Below are 18,587 nucleotides of genomic sequence, written 5' to 3' on the forward strand. Positions count from 1 at the left end.
AGTATCAAAACGTATCTAGGCCGGAAAGGACTAGACGGTGGTCTCGTCGTCTTCGTAGCCGCTGTAGAAGTGGGCGCCGTCGAATCCGGGGACCGAATCCTTCAGCGAGAGGCCCATCTCCACGAGCTTGTCGCGCACCTCGTCGACCGACTTCTGGCCGAAGTTGCGGATGTTCATGAGCTGCGTCTCCGACAATGCGACGAGTTCGCTCACAGTGTTGATTCCCTCGCGCTTGAGGCAGTTGTAGCTGCGCACAGACAGGTCGAGGTCTTCGATCGGCATGCTGAGTTCGCTCGAGAGAACGGCGTCGACCGGAGCCGGGCCGATCTCGATGCCCTCTGCCGCGGTGTTCAGCTCGCGGGCGAGGCCGAACAGCTCGGTCAGGGTGCGGCCGGCCGAGGCGATCGCGTCACGCGGGGTGATCGCGTTCTTGGTCTCGACATCCACGACCAGGCGGTCGAAGTCGGTGCGCTCACCGGCACGAGTTGCCTCGACACGGTAGGTGACCTTCAGCACGGGCGAGTAGATCGAGTCGACCGGAATCTGGCCGGCCTCGCTGAACTCGCTGCGGTTCTGGGTAGCCGAGACGTAGCCGCGGCCACGCTCGATGGTGAGCTCGAGCTCGAACTTCGCCTTGTCGTTGAGGGTCGCGATGACGAGTTCCGGGTTGTGGATCTCGACACCGGCCGGAGCCGAGATGTCAGCTGCGGTGACCTCGCCGGCGCCCTGCTTACGCAGGTAGGCGGTGATCGGCTCGTCGTGCTCGCTGGAGACGACGAGACCCTTGATGTTCAGGATGATCTCGGTGACGTCTTCCTTGACCCCCGCGATGGTGCTGAACTCGTGCAGCACACCGTCGAGACGGATGCTCGTGACAGCAGCGCCGGGGATGGAGGAGAGGAGGGTGCGGCGAAGAGAGTTGCCGAGGGTGTAACCGAAACCGGGTTCGAGCGGCTCGATGACGAACCGCGAACGGAACTCGGAGATGTTCTCTTCGGTCAGAGTGGGGCGCTGTGCGATGAGCACTGTTGTTTCCTTTCGGCGAAGTGTCCGCTATTTGACACTTGTGCGTTCGACCGGTGGCTGGCCGGTCGGTTTTTGAGTTGTATTCGTGATGAAAACTGTGCGCTCACGAGCCAGACCGATGGTCTACCCGACGACCGAGCGTGCCGAGCCCGCATCCGGATCACTCCGGGGAGGGCTCGACACACTCGATGAGGCGAAAGGTGTTAGACGCGGCGACGCTTGGGCGGGCGGCAACCGTTGTGCGCCTGCGGGGTGACATCGCTGATCGAGCCGACCTCGAGGCCAGCGGCCTGGAGCGAACGGATCGCGGTCTCGCGGCCGGAGCCCGGTCCCTTGACGAAGACGTCGACCTTCTTCATGCCGTGCTCCTGCGCCTGGCGCGCAGCGGACTCGGCGGCGAGCTGAGCGGCGAACGGGGTCGACTTGCGCGAACCCTTGAAGCCGACTCCGCCGGACGATGCCCAGCTGATAACCGCACCGGTCGGGTCGGTGATCGACACGATGGTGTTGTTGAAGGTGCTCTTGATGTGGGCCTGGCCCACAGCGATGTTCTTCTTCTCTTTGCGACGCGGCTTGCGTGCCGCAGCCTTGGGTGCTGCCATGTTTTTCTCTCCTGAGATCTAAATCGTGAGCTGGCCGAAGCGGCCGGAACTCAGCGCGATGCGCTGGTTACTTACGGCCGGCCTTCTTCTTGCCGGCGACGGTGCGCTTCGGTCCCTTGCGGGTGCGCGCGTTGGTCTTGGTGCGCTGTCCGTGAACGGGCAGACCACGACGGTGGCGGATGCCCTGGTAGCTTCCGATTTCGACCTTGCGACGGATGTCGGCTGCGACCTCACGGCGAAGGTCACCCTCCACCTTGAAGTTTCCTTCGACGTAGTCGCGGAGTGCGATGAGCTGGTCATCGGTCAGATCCTTGACGCGGATCTCACCGCTGATGTTGGTGTCGGCGAGCGTCTTGAGTGCACGCGTGCGTCCGACGCCGTAGATGTAAGTCAATGCGACCTCGACGCGCTTATCGCGCGGGATGTCGACTCCTGCTAGACGAGCCATAGTGGCTTCTCCCTGTAGTGAGTGGAGGTCTTCAGCAGCATCTGTGCAGTGGCCTCCAACCACTGGTGTCCCCGAGACTTGCCCGGTTCTGATGCTGTTGTTCTTACTGATTCAGTACTGTGCGTATTCAGTTGTATTCGCGAGAACCGGACCCGCTGTCGCGGATCCGGTTCACGAAGTTCTTAGCCCTGGCGCTGCTTGTGGCGCGGGTTGCTCTTGCAGATGACCATGACGTTGCCGTGACGACGGATCACGCGGCAGTGCTCACAGATCGGCTTGACGCTGGGGTTGACCTTCATTGTTTTCTCTCTTTTCGCTGTCTTCGTACCGGGTCGATGTGCTCAGGCCCGGCCGTTACTTTCCAGCGATCGTTACTTGTACCGATAGACGATCCGGCCGCGGGTCAGATCGTAGGGGCTCAGCTCCACGATCACGCGGTCCTCAGGGAGGATGCGGATGTAGTGCTGACGCATCTTGCCCGAAATGTGGGCAAGCACTTTGTGGCCGTTGGTCAACTCAACGCGGAACATTGCGTTGGGCAGAGCTTCGACTACTGCGCCTTCGATCTCGATGACACCGTCTTTTTTGGCCATAGCCTCTTCGTCGCTAAAAGTTTGATTGCTGGTCGTGCGGATGGATTGTGGCGTCTGGCCCCGGCGAAAAACCAACTGAAGCTGCGGTATGCACGCCTATAACGGCAGCAGACACCAAGGGTCAATCTTAGACATTAACCGGGCGTTTCGCCAACTCGACGCCGGGCCCGGTGGTACGCTCCCGGCGAACTCTCGGTCGACTGACCGGCGACCGGCCTCTCCAGGAAGGCTGGATCGTCGGCTACGGGATCGGGACGGGCACGACGCCGAGCGGTGCGAGCCCCGCGGCGCCGCCGTCTTCCGCCGTCAGCACCCAGATGCCACCGGCGTGTACCGCGATGCTGTGTTCCCAGTGCGCCGCCGCGGTGCCGTCCTCGGTGGCGACCGTCCAGCCGTCGGGATGCGTCACGGTGTCGATGGTGCCGAGGGTGACCATCGGCTCGATTGCGACGACGAGTCCGGGCTTCACCTGCGGGCCACGATCGCGCACCCGGTAGTTGAATACCGGCGGCTCCTCATGCATCGACCGGCCGATACCGTGCCCCACGTAGTCCTCGAGGATGCCGTACTCGCCCTGCGATTCGATGTAGTCCTCGATGAACCCACCGACATGGTTGAGGTGGCTGACTCGAGACAGCGCGGCGATGCCGTGCCAGAGCGACTGCTCCGTGACATCCGCCAGCTTCTGCCGCTCGGCGACCAGCTCGGGTCGCGTGGGATCGGGCACGACTACGGTGATCGCGGCGTCGCCGTTCCAGTCACCGACCTTGGCTCCGCTGTCGATCGAGACGATGTCGCCGGGCTGCAGCACGCGACCGCCCGGGATACCGTGCACAACCTCGTCATTCACCGAGGCGCAGACCGTGTGGACGTAGCCCTCTTCGAGTTGGAAGTTCGGGATGCCGCCGAGCCCTCGAATGGTCGCCTCGGCGATCGCGTCGAGCTCGAGAGTCGTCACACCGGCACGGATGGCGGCCCGCACGGCAGCGAGCGAGGCCGCGGTCGCGAGACCCGGCGCCACCATCGCGCGCAGTTCGGCCGGCGACTTGTAGATGTTCTTGCGAAAAGCCACGATGCGACGAACTAGGCGGCGGTGCGGAGGCCGCGCGCGCTGAGCGCCTCGGCGATTCGCGCAGCGACAGCTTCGACCTCGCCGAGGCCGTCGACCTCGATGAGCAGGCCCTTCTCGCGGTACACCGGGATCAGCGGGGTGGTCTCGCGGGCGAAGACATCCTGACGGTGCCGGATCGCCTCTTCGGTGTCGTCGGCACGACCCTGCTCCTGGGCGCGGTTGCGCAGGCGAGCGACCACGGCATCCGTGTCGGCATTGAGCAGAATCACTGCGTCGAGGGACTGACCCTTCGACGCGAGCAGCTCATCGAGGAACGCGATCTGCTCCAGCGTGCGCGGGTACCCATCGAGCAGGAAGCCCTCGCGCGCATCCTCCTCGAGCAGGCGGTTCTTCACCAGTTCGTTCGTCAGCGAGTCGGGCACGTAGTCCCCCGCGTCGACGATCGCCTTGACCTCGACACCGAGCGGTGTCTGGTCTTTGATGTTCTGGCGGAAGATGTCGCCGGTCGCGATGGCGGGGATTCCGTAGCTGGTCGAGATCAGAGCTGACTGGGTTCCCTTACCGGCCCCGGGCGGGCCGACGATGAGAAGCCGGGTCACCGGAGGAGACCCTCGTAGTGACGCTGCTGCAGCTGCGAGTCGATCTGCTTCACGGTCTCGAGACCGACACCGACAATGATCAGGATGCTCGCGCCGCCGAACGGGAAGTTCTGGTTTGCACCGAACAGGCCGAGGGCGATGAGCGGGATCAAGGCGATGATGCCGAGGTAGAGCGAGCCGGGCAGGGTCACGCGGGTCAGCACGTAGTCCAAGTACTCGGCCGTCGGCCGACCGGCACGGATGCCGGGAATGAAGCCGCCGTACTTCTTCATGTTGTCGGCGACTTCCTCCGGGTTGAAGGTGATCGCGACGTAGAAGTACGTGAAGCCGACGATGAGCAGGAAGTACAGCAGCATGTACAGCGGATTGTCGCCCGTGCGCAGGTTGTCGGAGATCCAGCTGACCCAGGCCGCAGGCGCCTTGCCGTTCGCGGGCTGGTTGAACTGCGCGACCAGGGCCGGCAGGTACAGCAGCGACGAGGCGAAGATGACGGGCACGACGCCGGCCATGTTGACCTTGATCGGGATGTAGGTGTTGTTGCCGCCATAGGTGCGGCGTCCGACCATCCGCTTGGCATATTGCACGGGGATTCGTCGCTGCGATTGTTCGACGAACACCACGAGACCCATGATCACGATGCCCATCAGGATCACACCGAGGAAGGTCTCGAAGCCCTTGGCCTGCTGGATCGACAAGAGCGAGCCCGGGAAGCGAGCGGCGATGGACGTGAAGATGAGGAGCGACATGCCGTTGCCAATGCCGCGCTCGGTGATGAGCTCACCCATCCACATGATGAGGCCGGTGCCGGCGGTCATCGTGATGACCATGAGCAGGATGGCGTACCAGGACGAGTCGGTGATCAGCGCGGAACAGGCGGGGGTTCCCGTGTTCGGGAACAGCGCGCCGCTGCGGGCGACCGTGATCAGGGTCGTCGACTGCAGAACGCCGAGGCCGATCGTGAGGTAGCGGGTGTACTGGGTGAGGCGGGCCTGGCCGGACTGGCCTTCCTTGTACAGAGTCTCGAAGTGCGGAATGACCACGCGGAGAAGCTGCACGATGATCGACGCCGTGATGTACGGCATGATGCCGAGCGCGAAGATCGAGAGCTGGAGAAGCGCGCCACCGCTGAACAGGTTGACGAGCTCGTAGAGCCCCGTCGTGTTCGAGTTGGCGGCAAGACAGGTCTGCACGTTGGCGAAGTTCACGAACGGCGACGGAATGAACGATCCGAGCCGGAAGATCGCGATCATTGCGAGCGTGAAGAGGATCTTCTTCCGAAGATCGGGGGTGCGGAAGATCCGCGCTACGGCTCTGAACACGAGGCCTCCTGGTTGCACATGACCCTGATTAGGTCATGTTGGCGATGCAGGTGGCCCTTTCGGGCCACCTAGACGACTCTACGGAAGTCCCGGGCGCGATGCGCCCGGGGGACTTCACTTGATAGAACCGCCTGCTGCAACGATCTTCTGCTCAGCGGAGCCAGAGACCTTGTCAACTGCAACGCTCAGCTTAACCGCAATGTCGCCGTCGCCAAGAACCTTGACCTTCTCGTTCTTGCGCACAGCACCCTTGGCGACGAGGTCACTGATCGTGACGTCTCCACCGGTGGGGTACAGCTCGGCCAGCTTCTCCAGGTTGACGACCTGGTACTCGACGCGGAACGGGTTCTTGAACCCGCGCAGCTTCGGGGTACGCATGATGCTGTTCAGGTTTCCACCCTCGAGCCCGAGGCGCACGCCGTAGCGAGCCTTCGTTCCCTTGGTACCGCGGCCGGCGGTCTTACCCTTGGAGCCCTCACCACGACCAACACGGGTGCGGTCCTTCTTGGCACCGGCAGCCGGACGGAGGTGGTGCATCTTCAGCACCTGCGGGCGAGCCTCGGCGACGGGCTCTGCAGCCTTCTTCGCCGGAGCAGCCTTCGGAGCCTTCGCTGCGACGGTGGCGTCGGACGACGCGGCGGCGGCCTTGGGGGCCTTCGTCGCGGCAGCCTTCTCAGCCTTGGGCGCAGCAGCCTTGGCCGTGGTGGCCTTGGCGGCAGGCGCCTTCGCGGTGCTGGCCTTCTTGGGCGCAGCAGCCGGAGTGGTTTCTTCAGCCATTAGTCAATCTCCTCGACCTTGACAAGGTGAGCGACCGTGCGGACGTAGCCACGGTTCTGCAGGTTGTCCTCACGGACGACGACATCACCGATGCGCTTGAGCCCGAGGCTCCGCAGGGTGTCGCGCTGGTTCTGCTTCTCACTGATTTTGGACTTGATCTGGGTCACCTTCAGGCGAGCAGCCATCAGACACCTGCCTTAGCGTCAGCCTGGGCACGCAGGAGACGCGCGGGCGCGACATCCTCGAGCGAGAGGCCACGACGTGCCGCGACGGCACTGGGCTCCTCGAGCTGCTTGAGAGCAGCAACCGTTGCGTGCACGATGTTGATCGTGTTGGACGAGCCGAGCGACTTGCTCAGAACGTCGTGGATGCCAGCGCACTCGAGAACGGCACGCACCGGGCCACCGGCGATAACACCGGTACCAGCGGAGGCGGGACGCAGGAGCACGACGCCGGCAGCGGCCTCACCCTGCACGGGGTGCGGGATGGTGACGCCGACGCGAGGAACGCGGAAGAAGTTCTTCTTCGCCTCTTCGACACCCTTGGAGATAGCGGTCGGGACCTCGCGGGCCTTGCCGTATCCGACGCCGACCAGACCGTTGCCGTCTCCGACGACCACGAGGGCGGTGAAGCTGAAGCGACGACCACCCTTGACGACCTTGGAAACGCGGTTGATGGTGACGACGCGCTCAAGGAACTGGCTCTTCTCAGAGTCACGGCTTCCACGCTGCTGGTTGGGGTTGCGCTCACGGCCGCCTCGACGCGCCTCGCGGGGCTCGTTCGCAGCGGGCTCGGTTGCGGCCGCGGTCTCGACGACCGCGACGGTCGGCTCTGCCTCGGTGGCCACAGGGGTCTCCTTGTTCGTGTTAGTTGTGTCGCTCACAGGTCCAGTCCACCCTCTCTGGCTCCATCGGCGATGGCAGCGACGCGACCCGCGTACTTGCTACCACCACGGTCGAAGACGACTGCCTCGATGCCCGCCTTCTTGGCGCGCTCCGCGACGAGTTCTCCGACCTTGCGCGCCTTGGCGGTCTTGTCACCGTCGAAGGTCCGCAGGTCCGCTTCGAGAGTCGATGCCGACGCAAGGGTGAAACCCTTGCTGTCGTCGACGACCTGCACGAAGACGTGGCGAGCCGAACGGGTGACAACGAGACGCGGACGCTGCTCGGTGCCGACGACCTTCTTGCGAAGACGTGCGTGGCGACGACCCTTGGCCGCCGACTTGCTCTTGCCTCTAGTTCCGAGACCCATGATTATTTACCACTCTTTCCGGCCTTGCGGCGGACTACCTCGCCGGCGTAGCGAACACCCTTGCCCTTGTAGGGCTCTGGCTTGCGCAGCTTGCGAATGTTTGCGGCGACTTCGCCGACGGCCTGCTTGTCGATGCCGTGCACCGTCAGCTTGGTGTTGCCCTCGACGGCGAAGCTGATGCCTGCCGGCGGGTCGACCGTGATGGAGTGCGAGTACCCGAGCGCGAACTCGAGCGAAGCGCCCTTGGCCGCGACGCGGTAACCGGTACCGACGATCTCGAGGCCCTTGGAGTAGCCCGTCGTCACACCGATGATCTGGTTGGCGATGAGCGTGCGGGTCAGGCCGTGCAGCGAACGCGACTCGCGCTCGTCGTCCGGGCGGGTGACCAGAACCTGGCCATCCTCGAGCTTGACCTCGATGGGGCTGGCGACGGTGAGCGCCAGCTCACCCTTCGGGCCCTTGACGGAGACGGCGGAACCGTCGATCTTCACCTCGACCCCAGCAGGGATCTCGATGGGGAGTCTTCCGATACGTGACATGTCTGGGTTACCACACGTAGGCGAGGACTTCCCCACCCACGCCCTTCTTCGAAGCCTGGCGGTCCGTGAGGAGGCCGGACGAGGTCGACAGGATGGCGACGCCGAGGCCACCGAGAACGTGAGGGATCTCGGTCGACTTCGCGTACACGCGGAGGCCGGGCTTCGAGACGCGCTTGATTCCAGCGATGGAACGCTCCCGGTTGGGGCCGTACTTGAGGTCGAGGGTCAGCGTCTTGCCGACGCGAGCGTCCTCGACTTTCCAGTCACCGATGTAACCCTCGGACTTGAGGATCTCGGCGATATGGGACTTGAGCTTGCTGCTCGGCATTGACACGGTGTCGTGGTACGCCGAGTTCGCGTTGCGCAGTCTGGTCAGCAGGTCTGCGACCGGATCTGTCATCGTCATGTTGGTGGTGCCTTCCTCACCCGGTTTCGGCATCCGGTACGCCGGATGCCGACCTCGGTGATCGGTGGTGCTAAATGAAGCGTGGTCAGCTGACTACGCGGGGGTGTTCTCTGCGTTCTTGAACGGGAAGCCGAGCGCCTTGAGCAGCGCGCGACCCTCGTCGTCGTTCTTCGCCGTGGTGACGACAGTGATGTCGAAACCGCGAACGCGGTCGATCTTGTCCTGATCGATCTCGTGGAACATCGACTGCTCCGTGAGACCGAAGGTGTAGTTGCCGTTGCCGTCGAACTGCTTGTCCGACAGACCGCGGAAGTCACGGATGCGCGGGAGCGCAAGCGAGAGCAGACGGTCGAGGAACTCCCAGGCACGGTCACCGCGAAGGGTGACGTGGGCGCCGATCGGCTGGCCCTCACGCAGCTTGAACTGCGCGATGGACTTGCGAGCGGCGGTGACCTGCGGCTTCTGGCCGGTGATCGCGATGAGGTCCTTGACGGCGCCATCGATGATCTTGCCGTCGCGAGCTGCCTCGCCGACACCGGTGTTGACCACGATCTTCACCAGTCCGGGCACCTGGTGCACGTTGGTGAAGCCGAAGTCCTTCGTCAGCTGCGCTGAGATCTCGTTCTGGTACTTCTGCTTGAGACGCGGCTGGATTTTGCCAGCCGGCGCTGCGGTTGCAGTGTCGGTCATTACTCGGCGTCCTTCTCGGCGTCGGCCTTGTCAGCCTTGGCCTTGGTTGTGGAGGCCTTCGCGGCCTTCTTGGGGGCTGCGGCACGACGCGACGGCTTGAAGTAGCGCGTACGCGTGGTCTTGCCTGCGGCGTCGGTCGAAACCGTGAAGCCGACACGAGCCGGCTGCTTGGTCTCGGGGTCGACGAGCTGCACGTTGGACACGTGGATCGGGGCCTCGAGGGTCTCGATGCCACCGGTCTTGGTGCCACGGTCGGTCTGACCCACGCGGACGTGCTTGGTGATGAAGTTCACACCCTCCACGACGACGCGGTTCTTCTCGACGAGGACCTCGATGACACGACCCTGCTTGCCACGGTCTCCGCCGCGAGCCTGCGAGGGGCCGCTGATCACCTGGACGATGTCGCCCTTTTTGATGTTCGCCATGACTAAATGACCTCCGGTGCCAGCGAGATGATCTTCATGAACTTCTTGTCGCGGAGTTCGCGACCGACCGGTCCGAAGATACGAGTGCCGCGAGGGTCGCCGTCGGCCTTGAGGATAACGGCGGCGTTCTCGTCGAACTTGATGTACGAGCCGTCGGGACGACGGGTCTCCTTCTTGGTGCGAACGATGACAGCCTTGACGACGTCACCCTTCTTGACGTTGCCGCCAGGGATCGCATCCTTGACCGTGGCGACGATGACGTCACCAAGGCCGGCGTACCGACGGCCGGAGCCGCCGAGCACGCGAATCGTGAGCAGCTCCTTGGCGCCGGTGTTGTCGGCGACCTTGAGCCGGGATTCCTGCTGAAGCATTTACTTGGCCTTCTCTAGGATCTCGACCAGGCGCCAGCGCTTGGAAGCACTGAGCGGACGGGTCTCGCTGATGATCACGAGGTCGCCGATGCCGGCCGTGTTGCCCTCGTCGTGAGCCTTCACCTTGGAGGTGCGGCGGATGACCTTGCCGTACAGCGGGTGCTTTACGCGGTCTTCGACCTCGACGACGATGGTCTTCTCCATCTTGTCGCTGGTGACGTAACCACGACGGGTCTTGCGGTAGCCGCGGTCGGATGCGGTGTGCGTCGCCGTCTCGGTGGGGGTAGCAGCGTCTGCCTTAGCCATGATCAGGCCTCCTTCGTGGTGTCATCGGAAGACTCGGCTGCCGGAGCATCCGCCGTCTTCTTCGTGGTCTTCTTGGCCTTCGGGGCCTCGACCGCGACAGGAGTCGCACGGATGCCCAGCTCGCGCTCACGGATCACCGTGTAGATGCGAGCGATGTCACGCTTGACAGCGCGCAGGCGACCGTGGTTCTCCAGCTGGCCGGTGGCCGTCTGGAAGCGCAGGTTGAACAGCTCTTCCTTGGCCTTCTTGAGTTCGTCGACGAGTCTCTCGTCTTCAAAAGTATCGAGCTCGACGGGTGCGAGCTCCTTGGAACCGATCGCCATTATGCGTCGCCCTCCTCGCGCTTGATGATGCGTGCCTTCAGCGGCAGCTTGTGGATGGCGCGGGTGAGCGCCTCGCGAGCGATGTCATCGCTCACGCCGGCGAGCTCAAAGAGCACGCGACCCGGCTTGACGTTGGCGACCCACCACTCGGGTGAGCCCTTACCGGAACCCATGCGGGTTTCGGCCGGCTTCTTGGTGAGCGGGCGGTCGGGGTAGATGTTGATCCACACCTTTCCACCACGCTTGATGTGACGGGTCATCGCGATACGAGCAGCCTCGATCTGGCGGTTGGTCACGTAGGCGGGAGTAATGGCCTGGATGCCGTACTCGCCGAACGAAACCGTGGTACCACCGGTCGCCTGGCCGCTACGGCCGGGGTGGTGCTGCTTGCGGTGCTTAACTCTGCGGGGAATCAACATGATTAGCCTTCAGCTCCTACTGCTGCCGGAGCAGCGTCTGCCTTGGGAGCTGCCGCGGCTGCCGGGGCAGCTCCACGACGGGGTCCGCTGTCGCGGCCGTCGCGACGGTCGTCACGACGCTCGGGACGGGTGGACTTGGCGTTAGCCTGCTCGCGAGCGAGCTCCTTGTTGGTGATGTCGCCCTTGTAGATCCAGACCTTCACACCGATGCGGCCGAAGGTGGTCTTCGCCTCGTAGAACCCGTAGTCAATGTTCGCGCGCAGGGTGTGCAGCGGCACACGGCCTTCGCGATAGAACTCCGAGCGGCTCATCTCGGCGCCGCCGAGGCGGCCGGAGACCTGGATGCGGACACCCTTGACGGTGGGGGTGCGCTGGGCACCCTGCAGGCCCTTGCGCATCGCACGGCGGAACGCGACGCGAGCGCTGAGCTGCTCCGCGATTCCCTGTGCGACGAGCTGAGCCTCAGCCTCGGGGTTCTTGACCTCGAGGATGTTGAGCTGGATCTGCTTGCCCGAGAGCTTCTCGAGGTCGGTGCGGATGCGCTCGGCCTCGGCGCCACGACGACCGATCACGATGCCCGGACGGGCGGTGTGGATGTCGACGCGAACGCGGTCACGGGTGCGCTCGATCTCGATGCGCGCAACTCCTGCGCGGTCGAGCGAGGTCTTCAGCAGGTTGCGGATCTTGACATCCTCAGCAACGTAGTCGCTGTAACGCTGCCCAGCCTTGGTGCTGTCAGAGAACCAACGCGACACGTGGTCGGTGGTGATTCCAAGACGGAAACCGTAGGGGTTTACCTTCTGGCCCATTACTTCTTCCCTGCCTTCTTCGAGGCGACGGCAACATCCGCTTCATCCGGCGTGGCCAGGACGATCGTGATGTGGCTCGTGCGCTTCAGGATCTGGAACGCGCGGCCCTGTGCACGGGGCTGGAAACGCTTGAGCGTTGCGCCCTCATCCACGTAAGCCGACGAGACGAACAGGTCCTGCTCGTCGAGGTAGCTGTTGCTGGCATCCGCCTTGACCCGAGCGTTGGCGATAGCCGACTCGACGAGCTTGTAGACGGGGGTGCTCGCACCCTGGGGGGCGAACTTCAGGATGGCGAGTGCCTCCTGTGCCTGCTTGCCGCGGATCATGTTGACGACGCGACGAGCCTTCGTGGGGGTTACGCGAATGTGCTTCACGCGAGCGATGGATTCAACCATTTCTCTTTTACCTTCCCGTCACCGCGTTAGCGGCGACGACCCTTCTTGTCGTCCTTCTCGTGTCCACGGAAGGTGCGGGTGGGGGCAAACTCTCCGAGCTTGTGCCCAACCATCGTCTCGGTGATGAACACCGGGATGTGCTTGCGACCGTCGTGCACCGCGATGGTGTGTCCCAGGAAAGACGGGATGATCATCGAACGGCGCGACCAGGTCTTGATAACGCTCTTGCTGTTGGCTTCGTTCGCCTTCGACACCTTGCGAAACAGGTGGTCGTCAACGAAGGGGCCCTTTTTGAGACTGCGTGGCATCCTCTACAACTCCTACTTGCGCTTCTTGCCGGCATTGCGGCGGCGAACGATGAGCTGGTCGCTCTCTTTGTTGATGTGGCGGGTGCGGCCTTCTTTCTGGCCCCACGGGCTGACCGGGTGGCGTCCACCGGAGGTCTTGCCCTCTCCACCACCGTGAGGGTGGTCGACCGGGTTCATGGCGACACCACGCACGGTCGGGCGAACGCCCTTCCAGCGCATACGGCCGGCCTTTCCCCAGTTGATGTTCGACTGCTCGGCGTTGCCGACCTCGCCGATCGTGGCGCGGCAGCGTGCGTCGACGTTGCGGATTTCACCCGACGGCAGACGGAGCTGCGCGTAGGGGCCGTCCTTGGCGACGAGACGAACCGAAGCACCGGCGGAGCGAGCCATCTTGGCTCCCTGGCCCGGCTTGAGCTCGATCGCGTGGATAACGGTACCGACCGGGATGTTGCGCAGCGGCAGGTTGTTGCCCGGCTTGATGTCCGCGCCGGGACCCGACTCGACGATGTCGCCCTGGTTCAGCTTGTTCGGCGCGATGATGTAGCGCTTGGTGCCGTCGAGGAAGTGCAGGAGTGCGATGCGAGCCGTGCGGTTCGGGTCGTACTCGATCTCGGCGACCTTGGCGTTGACGCCATCCTTGTCGTTGCGCTTGAAGTCGATCACGCGGTACTGGCGCTTGTGGCCACCACCGATGTGACGCGTCGTGATGCGACCTGCGTTGTTACGACCACCGGTCTTCGGCAGCGGACGGAGCAGGGACTTCTCCGGGGTCGAACGCGTGATCTCGGCGAAGTCTGCAACCGAGGAACCGCGACGACCAGGAGTCGTGGGCTTGTACTTACGAATAGCCATTGTTATCTCTCCCTGTTCCCTAGCCGACAGCCGTGAAGATGTCGATGGAACCGGACTTGAGGGTGACGATCGCGCGCTTGGTGTCCTTGCGGTGACCAATACCGAACTTGGTGCGCTGCGTCTTGCCCTTTTTGTTGAGGGTGTTGATGGACGCGACCTCGACGCTGAAGATCTTTTCGATCGCCAGCTTGATTTCGGTCTTGTTCGAGCGCGGGTCGACGAGGAAGGTGTACTTGCCCTGGTCGATCAGGCTGTAGCTCTTCTCGGAGACGACGGGCGCGAGGATGACGTCGCGCGGGTCCTTCTGGGTGACGGTCATGCTGAAGCCTTCTCCTTCTCGGCTGCTGCGCGCTCGGGGCTGACACGCTTCTTGCTCGGTGCGGCAGCGGCATCCGTGTCAACGGTTGCGGCCGACTGCGGGCCGGCGACGAACGCGTCGAACGCGCCCTTGGTGAAGACGATGTCGTCGCTCACGAGCACGTCGTAGGCGTTGAGCTGGTCCCACGGGAGGACGTGAACGGACTGGATGTTGCGGACGCTCTTCTGGCTGAGCTCGTCGTTACGCTCCAGAACCACGAGAACGTGCTTGCTGGTCGCGATCGAGTCGAGCAGAGCGACGATCGTCTTGGTCGAGGGGACCTCGCCGACCGACAGGGAGTCGACGACGTGGATGCGTCCGCCGCGAGCCCGGTCGGAGAGCGCTCCGCGCAGGGCGGCCGCGATCATCTTCTTGGGGGTGCGCTGGGCGTAGTCACGGGGGTGGGGTCCGTGGACGATGCCACCACCGGTCATCTGAGGAGCACGGATCGAGCCCTGACGAGCGCGACCGGTTCCCTTCTGCTTGAACGGCTTGCGACCGGCACCGGAGACCTCGCCACGACGCAGCGTGTTGTGCGTGCCCTGACGAGCCGCGGCGCGCTGGGCGACGACGACCTGGTGGATCAGCGGGATGTTGGTCTGCACGTCGAAGGTCTCGGCGGGAAGGTCGACGGTGCCGACGGTCTTTCCCTTGGAGTCAATGACGTTGAGCGTGTTGTCTGCCATGCGACTACGCCCCCTTCACTGCGTTGCGGACGAAGACGATGCGACCGCGGGCGCCGGGAACGGCACCCTTGACGAGAATGATGTTCTTCTCGAGGTCGACCGAGTGGACGGTGAGGTTCATCGCGGTGACGCGGTCGCCACCCATACGACCGGCCATGCGCATGCCCTTGAAGACACGGCTGGGGGTCGAGGAAGCACCGATCGAGCCGGGCTTGCGGTGGTTGCGATGCGAACCGTGGCTGGACGAGACGCCCTTGAAGTTGTGACGCTTCATGACACCGGCGAAGCCCTTGCCCTTGGAAGTGCCGACGACGTCGACCTTCTGGCCGGCCTCGAAGATGTCGACCGCGATCTCCTGGCCGAGTGCGTACTCGGCGGCATCGGCGGTGCGGACCTCGGTGAGGTGGCGGCGAGGCGTGACGCCCGCCTTGTCGAAGTGACCGGTGGCCGGCTTGTTGACCTTGCGCGGGTCGATCTGGCCGTACGCGATCTGAACCGCGCTGTAGCCGTCGACCTCGGGGGTGCGCAGCTGGGTCACGACGTTCGGCGTGATCTCAACGACGGTCACGGGGATGAGCTTGTTGTTCGCATCCCAGACCTGGGTCATGCCGAGCTTCTTGCCCAGCAGTCCCTTGCTTGTCTTAGTTGTAGCCATCAGAACCCCTACAGCTTGATCTCGATGTTGACGTCGGCAGGCAGGTCGAGACGCATGAGCGAGTCGACGGCCTTCGGCGTCGGGTCGATGATGTCGATGAGGCGCTTGTGGGTGCGCTTCTCGAAGTGCTCGCGGCTGTCCTTGTACTTGTGAGGGGAACGGATCACGACGATCACGTTCTTCTCCGTGGGCAGCGGCACGGGGCCGACGACAGTCGCGCCCGCACGGGTCACGGTGTCGACGATCTTGCGCGCCGAGCTGTCGATGACCTCGTGGTCATACGACTTAAGTCGGATGCGGATCTTCTGTCCCGCCATGTGTGACTCATCTCTCTCTAGAACATCGTGGCCGCGCGTCCGCGCGACTATTGGATGTTTGGGTTAGCTCGGCACTGACGTGCCGCGCACCACTGTTTTCGTTTCAATTACAACTGCGTTCGACCGACCCCCGCGCTCGGGCGTGTCGAGATGGCTCGGCACATACAAGCGGACACACGTGTCTCCACGTTTGCCCTGGGTTTCGATTAAGTCGTGTTCTGCTACCCGCGGCCTAGGCTGGGCCATCCCTTGCTGACGCTGGGATTACCGCTCGCCTATGCACTGCCTGGCAGTGATCCGGAAGCAAAGTCCGGTTTGTTGAACTAGAAGAGTCTGCCACACGAATCGCCACTCTGCAACCCGGGCGTGTCGCGCTACGGCGTGTCGCTCGAAGGGCTCGGAGCGTGCAGTTTACGGTGCGCTGTGACCAGGGTCACGACTCCCCCGCAGAAGATGATCGCGGCCCCGACGAGACCCATCGGACCGCTCACATGCGCCACCAGCGCGGCACCGATCGCGGCCCCGACTCCCATCGCCAGCACCGCGGCGAGACGGGGGAACCAGTTCTTTCCCGCGCCACCCGCGAGCCGGCTGTCTCGGGCCAGATTGGCAAGGGTGTTCGTGACAACGATGGTCGTGACATCCGTGTTCCCCACCGGCTTGACGGCCGAGACCTGGGCGCCCATCACGACCGCCAACAGCGCGGTGACCGTGAGCAGCGCGGGGAAGGCGAGCGTGTGGACGATAGTCCAGAAGATGGCCAGGCCGACCATGACCACCGCTCCCCCAATCAGGAGGGCGCGGCTCGACCAGGGCAGGCCTTTCTTGGCGTTGCGCCCCACGATGCGCCCGCCGAGAATCGATCCGACGACGAAACCGAGCAGAGCGACGACGTTGTTGAGCAGCGGGGTCGTACCTGCACCTACCAGGCCGAAACCGATGAACAAGACGTTGCCGGTCATGTTGCCGGTGAAGACCTTGTCGAGGGCGAGGTAGCTGACCGCATCGACGCACCCGGTCGACGCGGTGAGCAGCAGCAACCCGGCGATGAAGTGGTGATCGACGGGGAGGAGGGGACGGCGCGCCATCCCACCACGCTAGTGGAACAGGAGGGCGCGCAGCTCCGACTCCGCGGAGGCCAGTCGGGAGGGATCGATCGTCTTGCCGTGCGTGTAGTGGTCGATCACCCGGGGATCGACGTAACTGCGGCGGGCGATCGCGGGGGTGTTACTGAGAACGGATGCCGCATCCCGAACGGCCTGGGAGATCGCCCGATCGCGGGCAGACTTCGACTGCTCCGGCCCGTGTTTCGCGAGGCTCTTCGCCGCGGTGAGGGTGCCGTGCAGGGTACGGAAGTCCTTCGCGGTGAACTCGCCGCCCGTGCGCTCTTTGACGTACTCGTTGATCTCGGGCGGGCTGAGCGGGTGCCAGGTGCTCCCCTGCTTGAACGCGAGCAGGCGGGCGGAGGGGCCACGACGCTTCAGCGAGCGGATTACCGGGGCGAGGTCGACATCCGTTATCTCGGACTGCCACTCCTTGCCGCTCTTCGCCGGGAAGTCGAGGGAGATGGTGTCGCCGCGCACCGTGGCGTACGCGCAGAGCAGGCTGGAGAGGCCGTAACTACCGTGTTCGGCGGCGTACCGCTCGGAGCCGACACGCAGCGAACCGGTGTCGAGAAGGCGGAAGGCGGCGGCAAGGGCACGCTCGCGGGTCGGGCCGTCGCTGCGCAGGTCGATCGTGACGAAGCGGCGGGCGGTCGGCAGCGACTCGGCGAGGCTGAGCACGCGGTCGAACTTGATCCGGTCTTTCTGCTCGCGCCAGGTCGGGTGGTAGATGTATTGGCGCCGGCCGGCAGCGTCGACGCCGGTGGCCTGGATGTGGCCGTTCGCGTACGGGGCGATCCAGACATCCGTCCAGGCCGGCGGGATGCCGAGGTGCTCGATCCGCTCGCGCAGCTCCGGGTCGGAAATCGGATGCCCGTGCTGGTCTTGGTACGAGAAGCCCGTCCCCGCCTTGACGCGGTGCAATCCCGCTCCGGATGAGTCGCTGCGACGGAGGCGTGGCATGCGTCTATCGTACGAACCGCGGTGACGGCGCGCGCGGGGGTTGCGCGGCGCGGGTATGGCGGCTCCGCGCCGCCCCCGCGCCGCGGGCCGCCGCTCCGCGCCGCCACCGCATTGTGCCTGTTTGTGCGAGTTGTGCCTGCTCGAGCGGGCACAACCCGCACAAAAGGGCACATTCAGCGTCGCCTCACTCGAACGGGCAACCCTTGCGCCCGGAGTTTCTCCGCCAAGGCGAGGGGATTGTTGGCAACATCCCACCCCCAGCGCGTGAACTTCCGAGGCAAGTCCCGGAGCCGGTCTTCACGGTATTTCTCATCGACGACCACCTCTTCGACGGTGCGACCGCTGCGGAGACTCTCATCGAGATACTTGTTACGACCGTCTGCCTCCGCAACAACGCCGTATTCGGGCCAGGCGAAATCCGTGTACCCGATGAACCCGTCGCGGTCGTGGTGCGGGAGCTGGAGCACCGGCGGAGGACACTCGATCGCCCGCATGGTCAGTCGGCTGACGGACTCGAGCGGCGACTCAGCACCCGACTCGGCGAACTCAATTGCCTGTCGTGCCCGGACATAACCCGAAAACGGCTGCCTCTGAGTCAGTGCCTCCAGCAATTCAGCTTTGACGATCCGAGCGCTTCCTGTGGGCCGATCGAACCGTAACGCGGCGTCGGTCATGACGAGAGCACGAAGCGTCTGACGGGTAGCGCAGATATCGAGAAGGGTGCGGGCGAGCGACGTGATCAACAATTCCCCGCTGCGAACGACCTCATGCTCGTCGAGCGCGGTTGTGTGTCGTACGACGAGGTTCTTGCTTCGGGTCGTGCTGCCCGGCTGCTGTGTGACGTGCACTTGGCCTGGCCAGGGCCCGACCATAGGCAATCCGTGCAGGGCGGCTGCGCTCCAGTGGGAAAGCACGATCGGTTGCGACCGGGTGGCAGCCACGGCCTCGATCAGCGCTAGGTACCGCGCATCCACA

30 protein-coding genes and 1 pseudogene are annotated in these 18,587 nt (G+C 64.2%); all 31 read right to left on the reverse strand.

The window, feature by feature from the left end; all coding sequences use genetic code 11:
* Window positions 1–30 precede the first annotated feature (30 nt).
* Window positions 31–1,026: a DNA-directed RNA polymerase subunit alpha gene (locus tag IV501_RS12050; protein ID WP_200556581.1), complete on the reverse strand. Its 996-nt coding sequence runs from the start codon at window positions 1,024–1,026 to the stop codon at window positions 31–33.
* 203 nt (window positions 1,027–1,229) lie between these two features.
* Window positions 1,230–1,628, reverse strand: coding sequence for a 30S ribosomal protein S11 (gene rpsK, locus IV501_RS12055; RefSeq protein WP_200556582.1), 399 nt, complete (start codon window positions 1,626–1,628; stop codon window positions 1,230–1,232).
* 67 nt (window positions 1,629–1,695) lie between these two features.
* The gene (gene rpsM / locus IV501_RS12060; RefSeq protein ID WP_200556583.1) at window positions 1,696–2,076 is read right to left on the reverse strand and encodes a 30S ribosomal protein S13; all 381 of its coding nucleotides are present in this window, start codon (window positions 2,074–2,076) and stop codon (window positions 1,696–1,698) included.
* A gap of 182 nt (window positions 2,077–2,258) precedes the next feature.
* Window positions 2,259–2,375, reverse strand: coding sequence for a 50S ribosomal protein L36 (gene rpmJ, locus IV501_RS12065; protein ID WP_200556584.1), 117 nt, complete (start codon window positions 2,373–2,375; stop codon window positions 2,259–2,261).
* Between the two features lie 72 nt (window positions 2,376–2,447).
* The gene (infA, locus tag IV501_RS12070; RefSeq protein WP_022883252.1) at window positions 2,448–2,669 is read right to left on the reverse strand and encodes a translation initiation factor IF-1; all 222 of its coding nucleotides are present in this window, start codon (window positions 2,667–2,669) and stop codon (window positions 2,448–2,450) included.
* A gap of 241 nt (window positions 2,670–2,910) precedes the next feature.
* On the reverse strand, window positions 2,911–3,741 hold the full coding sequence (gene map, locus IV501_RS12075; protein ID WP_200556585.1) for a type I methionyl aminopeptidase: 831 nt from the start codon (window positions 3,739–3,741) through the stop codon (window positions 2,911–2,913).
* A gap of 11 nt (window positions 3,742–3,752) precedes the next feature.
* Window positions 3,753–4,340 (reverse strand): adenylate kinase, encoded by a 588-nt coding sequence (locus tag IV501_RS12080; protein WP_200556586.1) that lies wholly within the window; start codon window positions 4,338–4,340, stop codon window positions 3,753–3,755.
* Window positions 4,337–5,659, reverse strand: coding sequence for a preprotein translocase subunit SecY (gene secY, locus IV501_RS12085; protein WP_200556587.1), 1,323 nt, complete (start codon window positions 5,657–5,659; stop codon window positions 4,337–4,339). The genes IV501_RS12080 and secY overlap by 4 nt, the downstream gene beginning before the upstream one ends.
* A 114-nt stretch (window positions 5,660–5,773) precedes the next feature.
* Window positions 5,774–6,436, reverse strand: a complete 663-nt coding sequence (gene rplO / locus IV501_RS16190) for a 50S ribosomal protein L15 (RefSeq protein ID WP_234698517.1) — start codon at window positions 6,434–6,436, stop codon at window positions 5,774–5,776.
* Window positions 6,436–6,621, reverse strand: a complete 186-nt coding sequence (rpmD, locus tag IV501_RS12095) for a 50S ribosomal protein L30 (protein WP_200556588.1) — start codon at window positions 6,619–6,621, stop codon at window positions 6,436–6,438. The genes rplO and rpmD overlap by 1 nt, the downstream gene beginning before the upstream one ends.
* The gene (rpsE, locus tag IV501_RS12100; protein WP_372430753.1) at window positions 6,621–7,319 is read right to left on the reverse strand and encodes a 30S ribosomal protein S5; all 699 of its coding nucleotides are present in this window, start codon (window positions 7,317–7,319) and stop codon (window positions 6,621–6,623) included. Before rpsE ends, rpmD begins: the two co-directional genes overlap by 1 nt.
* Complete coding sequence (gene rplR, locus IV501_RS12105; RefSeq protein ID WP_200556589.1) at window positions 7,316–7,687, reverse strand: 50S ribosomal protein L18; 372 nt, start codon at window positions 7,685–7,687, stop codon at window positions 7,316–7,318. Before rplR ends, rpsE begins: the two co-directional genes overlap by 4 nt.
* A gap of 2 nt (window positions 7,688–7,689) precedes the next feature.
* A complete protein-coding gene (gene rplF, locus IV501_RS12110) occupies window positions 7,690–8,226 on the reverse strand; it encodes a 50S ribosomal protein L6 (RefSeq protein WP_200556590.1) in 537 nt (178 codons plus the stop codon).
* Window positions 8,227–8,233: 7 nt separating this feature from the next.
* Entirely contained in the window at window positions 8,234–8,632 is a 399-nt protein-coding gene (gene rpsH / locus IV501_RS12115) for a 30S ribosomal protein S8 (protein WP_200556591.1), read from the reverse strand.
* A 93-nt stretch (window positions 8,633–8,725) separates the two neighbouring features.
* Window positions 8,726–9,322, reverse strand: a complete 597-nt coding sequence (gene rplE / locus IV501_RS12120; RefSeq protein WP_200556592.1) for a 50S ribosomal protein L5 — start codon at window positions 9,320–9,322, stop codon at window positions 8,726–8,728.
* Between the two features lie 89 nt (window positions 9,323–9,411).
* A pseudogene (rplX, locus tag IV501_RS12125) lies at window positions 9,412–9,747 on the reverse strand (50S ribosomal protein L24); the annotation flags it as partial.
* Between the two features lie 2 nt (window positions 9,748–9,749).
* The gene (gene rplN, locus IV501_RS12130) at window positions 9,750–10,118 is read right to left on the reverse strand and encodes a 50S ribosomal protein L14 (RefSeq protein WP_200556594.1); all 369 of its coding nucleotides are present in this window, start codon (window positions 10,116–10,118) and stop codon (window positions 9,750–9,752) included.
* Window positions 10,119–10,424: a 30S ribosomal protein S17 gene (rpsQ, locus tag IV501_RS12135; protein ID WP_200556595.1), complete on the reverse strand. Its 306-nt coding sequence runs from the start codon at window positions 10,422–10,424 to the stop codon at window positions 10,119–10,121.
* 2 nt (window positions 10,425–10,426) lie between these two features.
* Window positions 10,427–10,747 (reverse strand): 50S ribosomal protein L29, encoded by a 321-nt coding sequence (gene rpmC / locus IV501_RS16195; protein WP_200556596.1) that lies wholly within the window; start codon window positions 10,745–10,747, stop codon window positions 10,427–10,429.
* On the reverse strand, window positions 10,747–11,166 hold the full coding sequence (rplP, locus tag IV501_RS12145) for a 50S ribosomal protein L16 (RefSeq protein WP_200556597.1): 420 nt from the start codon (window positions 11,164–11,166) through the stop codon (window positions 10,747–10,749). The genes rpmC and rplP overlap by 1 nt, the downstream gene beginning before the upstream one ends.
* Before the next feature lie 2 nt (window positions 11,167–11,168).
* Entirely contained in the window at window positions 11,169–11,975 is an 807-nt protein-coding gene (gene rpsC, locus IV501_RS12150) for a 30S ribosomal protein S3 (RefSeq protein WP_200556598.1), read from the reverse strand.
* Window positions 11,975–12,370, reverse strand: coding sequence for a 50S ribosomal protein L22 (gene rplV, locus IV501_RS12155; protein WP_200556599.1), 396 nt, complete (start codon window positions 12,368–12,370; stop codon window positions 11,975–11,977). The genes rpsC and rplV overlap by 1 nt, the downstream gene beginning before the upstream one ends.
* A gap of 26 nt (window positions 12,371–12,396) precedes the next feature.
* Window positions 12,397–12,678, reverse strand: a complete 282-nt coding sequence (gene rpsS / locus IV501_RS12160; RefSeq protein ID WP_200556600.1) for a 30S ribosomal protein S19 — start codon at window positions 12,676–12,678, stop codon at window positions 12,397–12,399.
* Between the two features lie 12 nt (window positions 12,679–12,690).
* Complete coding sequence (gene rplB, locus IV501_RS12165; protein ID WP_200556601.1) at window positions 12,691–13,530, reverse strand: 50S ribosomal protein L2; 840 nt, start codon at window positions 13,528–13,530, stop codon at window positions 12,691–12,693.
* A gap of 19 nt (window positions 13,531–13,549) precedes the next feature.
* The gene (gene rplW, locus IV501_RS12170) at window positions 13,550–13,849 is read right to left on the reverse strand and encodes a 50S ribosomal protein L23 (RefSeq protein WP_200556602.1); all 300 of its coding nucleotides are present in this window, start codon (window positions 13,847–13,849) and stop codon (window positions 13,550–13,552) included.
* Complete coding sequence (gene rplD / locus IV501_RS12175) at window positions 13,846–14,574, reverse strand: 50S ribosomal protein L4 (RefSeq protein ID WP_200556603.1); 729 nt, start codon at window positions 14,572–14,574, stop codon at window positions 13,846–13,848. Before rplD ends, rplW begins: the two co-directional genes overlap by 4 nt.
* 4 nt (window positions 14,575–14,578) lie before the next feature.
* The gene (rplC, locus tag IV501_RS12180; protein ID WP_200556604.1) at window positions 14,579–15,229 is read right to left on the reverse strand and encodes a 50S ribosomal protein L3; all 651 of its coding nucleotides are present in this window, start codon (window positions 15,227–15,229) and stop codon (window positions 14,579–14,581) included.
* A gap of 8 nt (window positions 15,230–15,237) precedes the next feature.
* Window positions 15,238–15,546 carry a 30S ribosomal protein S10 gene (rpsJ, locus tag IV501_RS12185; RefSeq protein ID WP_147783478.1) on the reverse strand — a complete coding sequence of 103 codons (309 nt, stop codon included), beginning with the start codon at window positions 15,544–15,546 and terminating at the stop codon, window positions 15,238–15,240.
* Between the two features lie 374 nt (window positions 15,547–15,920).
* Window positions 15,921–16,634 carry a YoaK family protein gene (locus tag IV501_RS12190; RefSeq protein ID WP_200556605.1) on the reverse strand — a complete coding sequence of 238 codons (714 nt, stop codon included), beginning with the start codon at window positions 16,632–16,634 and terminating at the stop codon, window positions 15,921–15,923.
* Window positions 16,635–16,643: 9 nt separating this feature from the next.
* Window positions 16,644–17,612 (reverse strand): DNA topoisomerase IB, encoded by a 969-nt coding sequence (locus tag IV501_RS12195; protein ID WP_200556606.1) that lies wholly within the window; start codon window positions 17,610–17,612, stop codon window positions 16,644–16,646.
* Window positions 17,613–17,785: 173 nt separating this feature from the next.
* The gene (locus IV501_RS12200) at window positions 17,786–18,286 is read right to left on the reverse strand and encodes a hypothetical protein (RefSeq protein ID WP_200556607.1); all 501 of its coding nucleotides are present in this window, start codon (window positions 18,284–18,286) and stop codon (window positions 17,786–17,788) included.
* Between the last annotated feature and the right edge of the window lie 301 nt (window positions 18,287–18,587).

It is taken from the genome of Lacisediminihabitans changchengi, from assembly GCF_016634425.1.
Lineage (GTDB): Bacteria > Actinomycetota > Actinomycetes > Actinomycetales > Microbacteriaceae > Lacisediminihabitans > Lacisediminihabitans changchengi.

Coding starts and splice junctions, on each gene's coding strand:
- rpsM (WP_200556583.1), bottom strand. CDS start 2,076: ATGGCTCGTCTAGCAGGAGTCGACATCCCGCGCGATAAGCGCGTCGAG.
- rplB (WP_200556601.1), bottom strand. CDS start 13,530: ATGGCTATTCGTAAGTACAAGCCCACGACTCCTGGTCGTCGCGGTTCC.
- rplP (WP_200556597.1), bottom strand. CDS start 11,166: ATGTTGATTCCCCGCAGAGTTAAGCACCGCAAGCAGCACCACCCCGGC.
- rplO (WP_234698517.1), bottom strand. CDS start 6,436: ATGGCTGAAGAAACCACTCCGGCTGCTGCGCCCAAGAAGGCCAGCACC.
- rplR (WP_200556589.1), bottom strand. CDS start 7,687: ATGGGTCTCGGAACTAGAGGCAAGAGCAAGTCGGCGGCCAAGGGTCGT.
- rpsH (WP_200556591.1), bottom strand. CDS start 8,632: ATGACGATGACAGATCCGGTCGCAGACCTGCTGACCAGACTGCGCAAC.
- rplD (WP_200556603.1), bottom strand. CDS start 14,574: ATGGCAGACAACACGCTCAACGTCATTGACTCCAAGGGAAAGACCGTC.
- rpsC (WP_200556598.1), bottom strand. CDS start 11,975: ATGGGCCAGAAGGTAAACCCCTACGGTTTCCGTCTTGGAATCACCACC.
- rplN (WP_200556594.1), bottom strand. CDS start 10,118: ATGCTTCAGCAGGAATCCCGGCTCAAGGTCGCCGACAACACCGGCGCC.
- rpsS (WP_200556600.1), bottom strand. CDS start 12,678: ATGCCACGCAGTCTCAAAAAGGGCCCCTTCGTTGACGACCACCTGTTT.
- rpsJ (WP_147783478.1), bottom strand. CDS start 15,546: ATGGCGGGACAGAAGATCCGCATCCGACTTAAGTCGTATGACCACGAG.
- rpmC (WP_200556596.1), bottom strand. CDS start 10,747: ATGGCGATCGGTTCCAAGGAGCTCGCACCCGTCGAGCTCGATACTTTT.
- rpmD (WP_200556588.1), bottom strand. CDS start 6,621: ATGGCTGCTCGCCTGAAGGTGACCCAGATCAAGTCCAAAATCAGTGAG.
- IV501_RS12190 (WP_200556605.1), bottom strand. CDS start 16,634: ATGGCGCGCCGTCCCCTCCTCCCCGTCGATCACCACTTCATCGCCGGG.
- rpsK (WP_200556582.1), bottom strand. CDS start 1,628: ATGGCAGCACCCAAGGCTGCGGCACGCAAGCCGCGTCGCAAAGAGAAG.
- rplW (WP_200556602.1), bottom strand. CDS start 13,849: ATGACCGTCACCCAGAAGGACCCGCGCGACGTCATCCTCGCGCCCGTC.
- rpmJ (WP_200556584.1), bottom strand. CDS start 2,375: ATGAAGGTCAACCCCAGCGTCAAGCCGATCTGTGAGCACTGCCGCGTG.
- rplC (WP_200556604.1), bottom strand. CDS start 15,229: ATGGCTACAACTAAGACAAGCAAGGGACTGCTGGGCAAGAAGCTCGGC.
- rpsQ (WP_200556595.1), bottom strand. CDS start 10,424: ATGGCTAAGGCAGACGCTGCTACCCCCACCGAGACGGCGACGCACACC.
- rplV (WP_200556599.1), bottom strand. CDS start 12,370: ATGGTTGAATCCATCGCTCGCGTGAAGCACATTCGCGTAACCCCCACG.
- infA (WP_022883252.1), bottom strand. CDS start 2,669: ATGGCCAAAAAAGACGGTGTCATCGAGATCGAAGGCGCAGTAGTCGAA.
- IV501_RS12200 (WP_200556607.1), bottom strand. CDS start 18,286: ATGACCGACGCCGCGTTACGGTTCGATCGGCCCACAGGAAGCGCTCGG.
- IV501_RS12195 (WP_200556606.1), bottom strand. CDS start 17,612: ATGCCACGCCTCCGTCGCAGCGACTCATCCGGAGCGGGATTGCACCGC.
- rplF (WP_200556590.1), bottom strand. CDS start 8,226: ATGTCACGTATCGGAAGACTCCCCATCGAGATCCCTGCTGGGGTCGAG.
- rplE (WP_200556592.1), bottom strand. CDS start 9,322: ATGACCGACACTGCAACCGCAGCGCCGGCTGGCAAAATCCAGCCGCGT.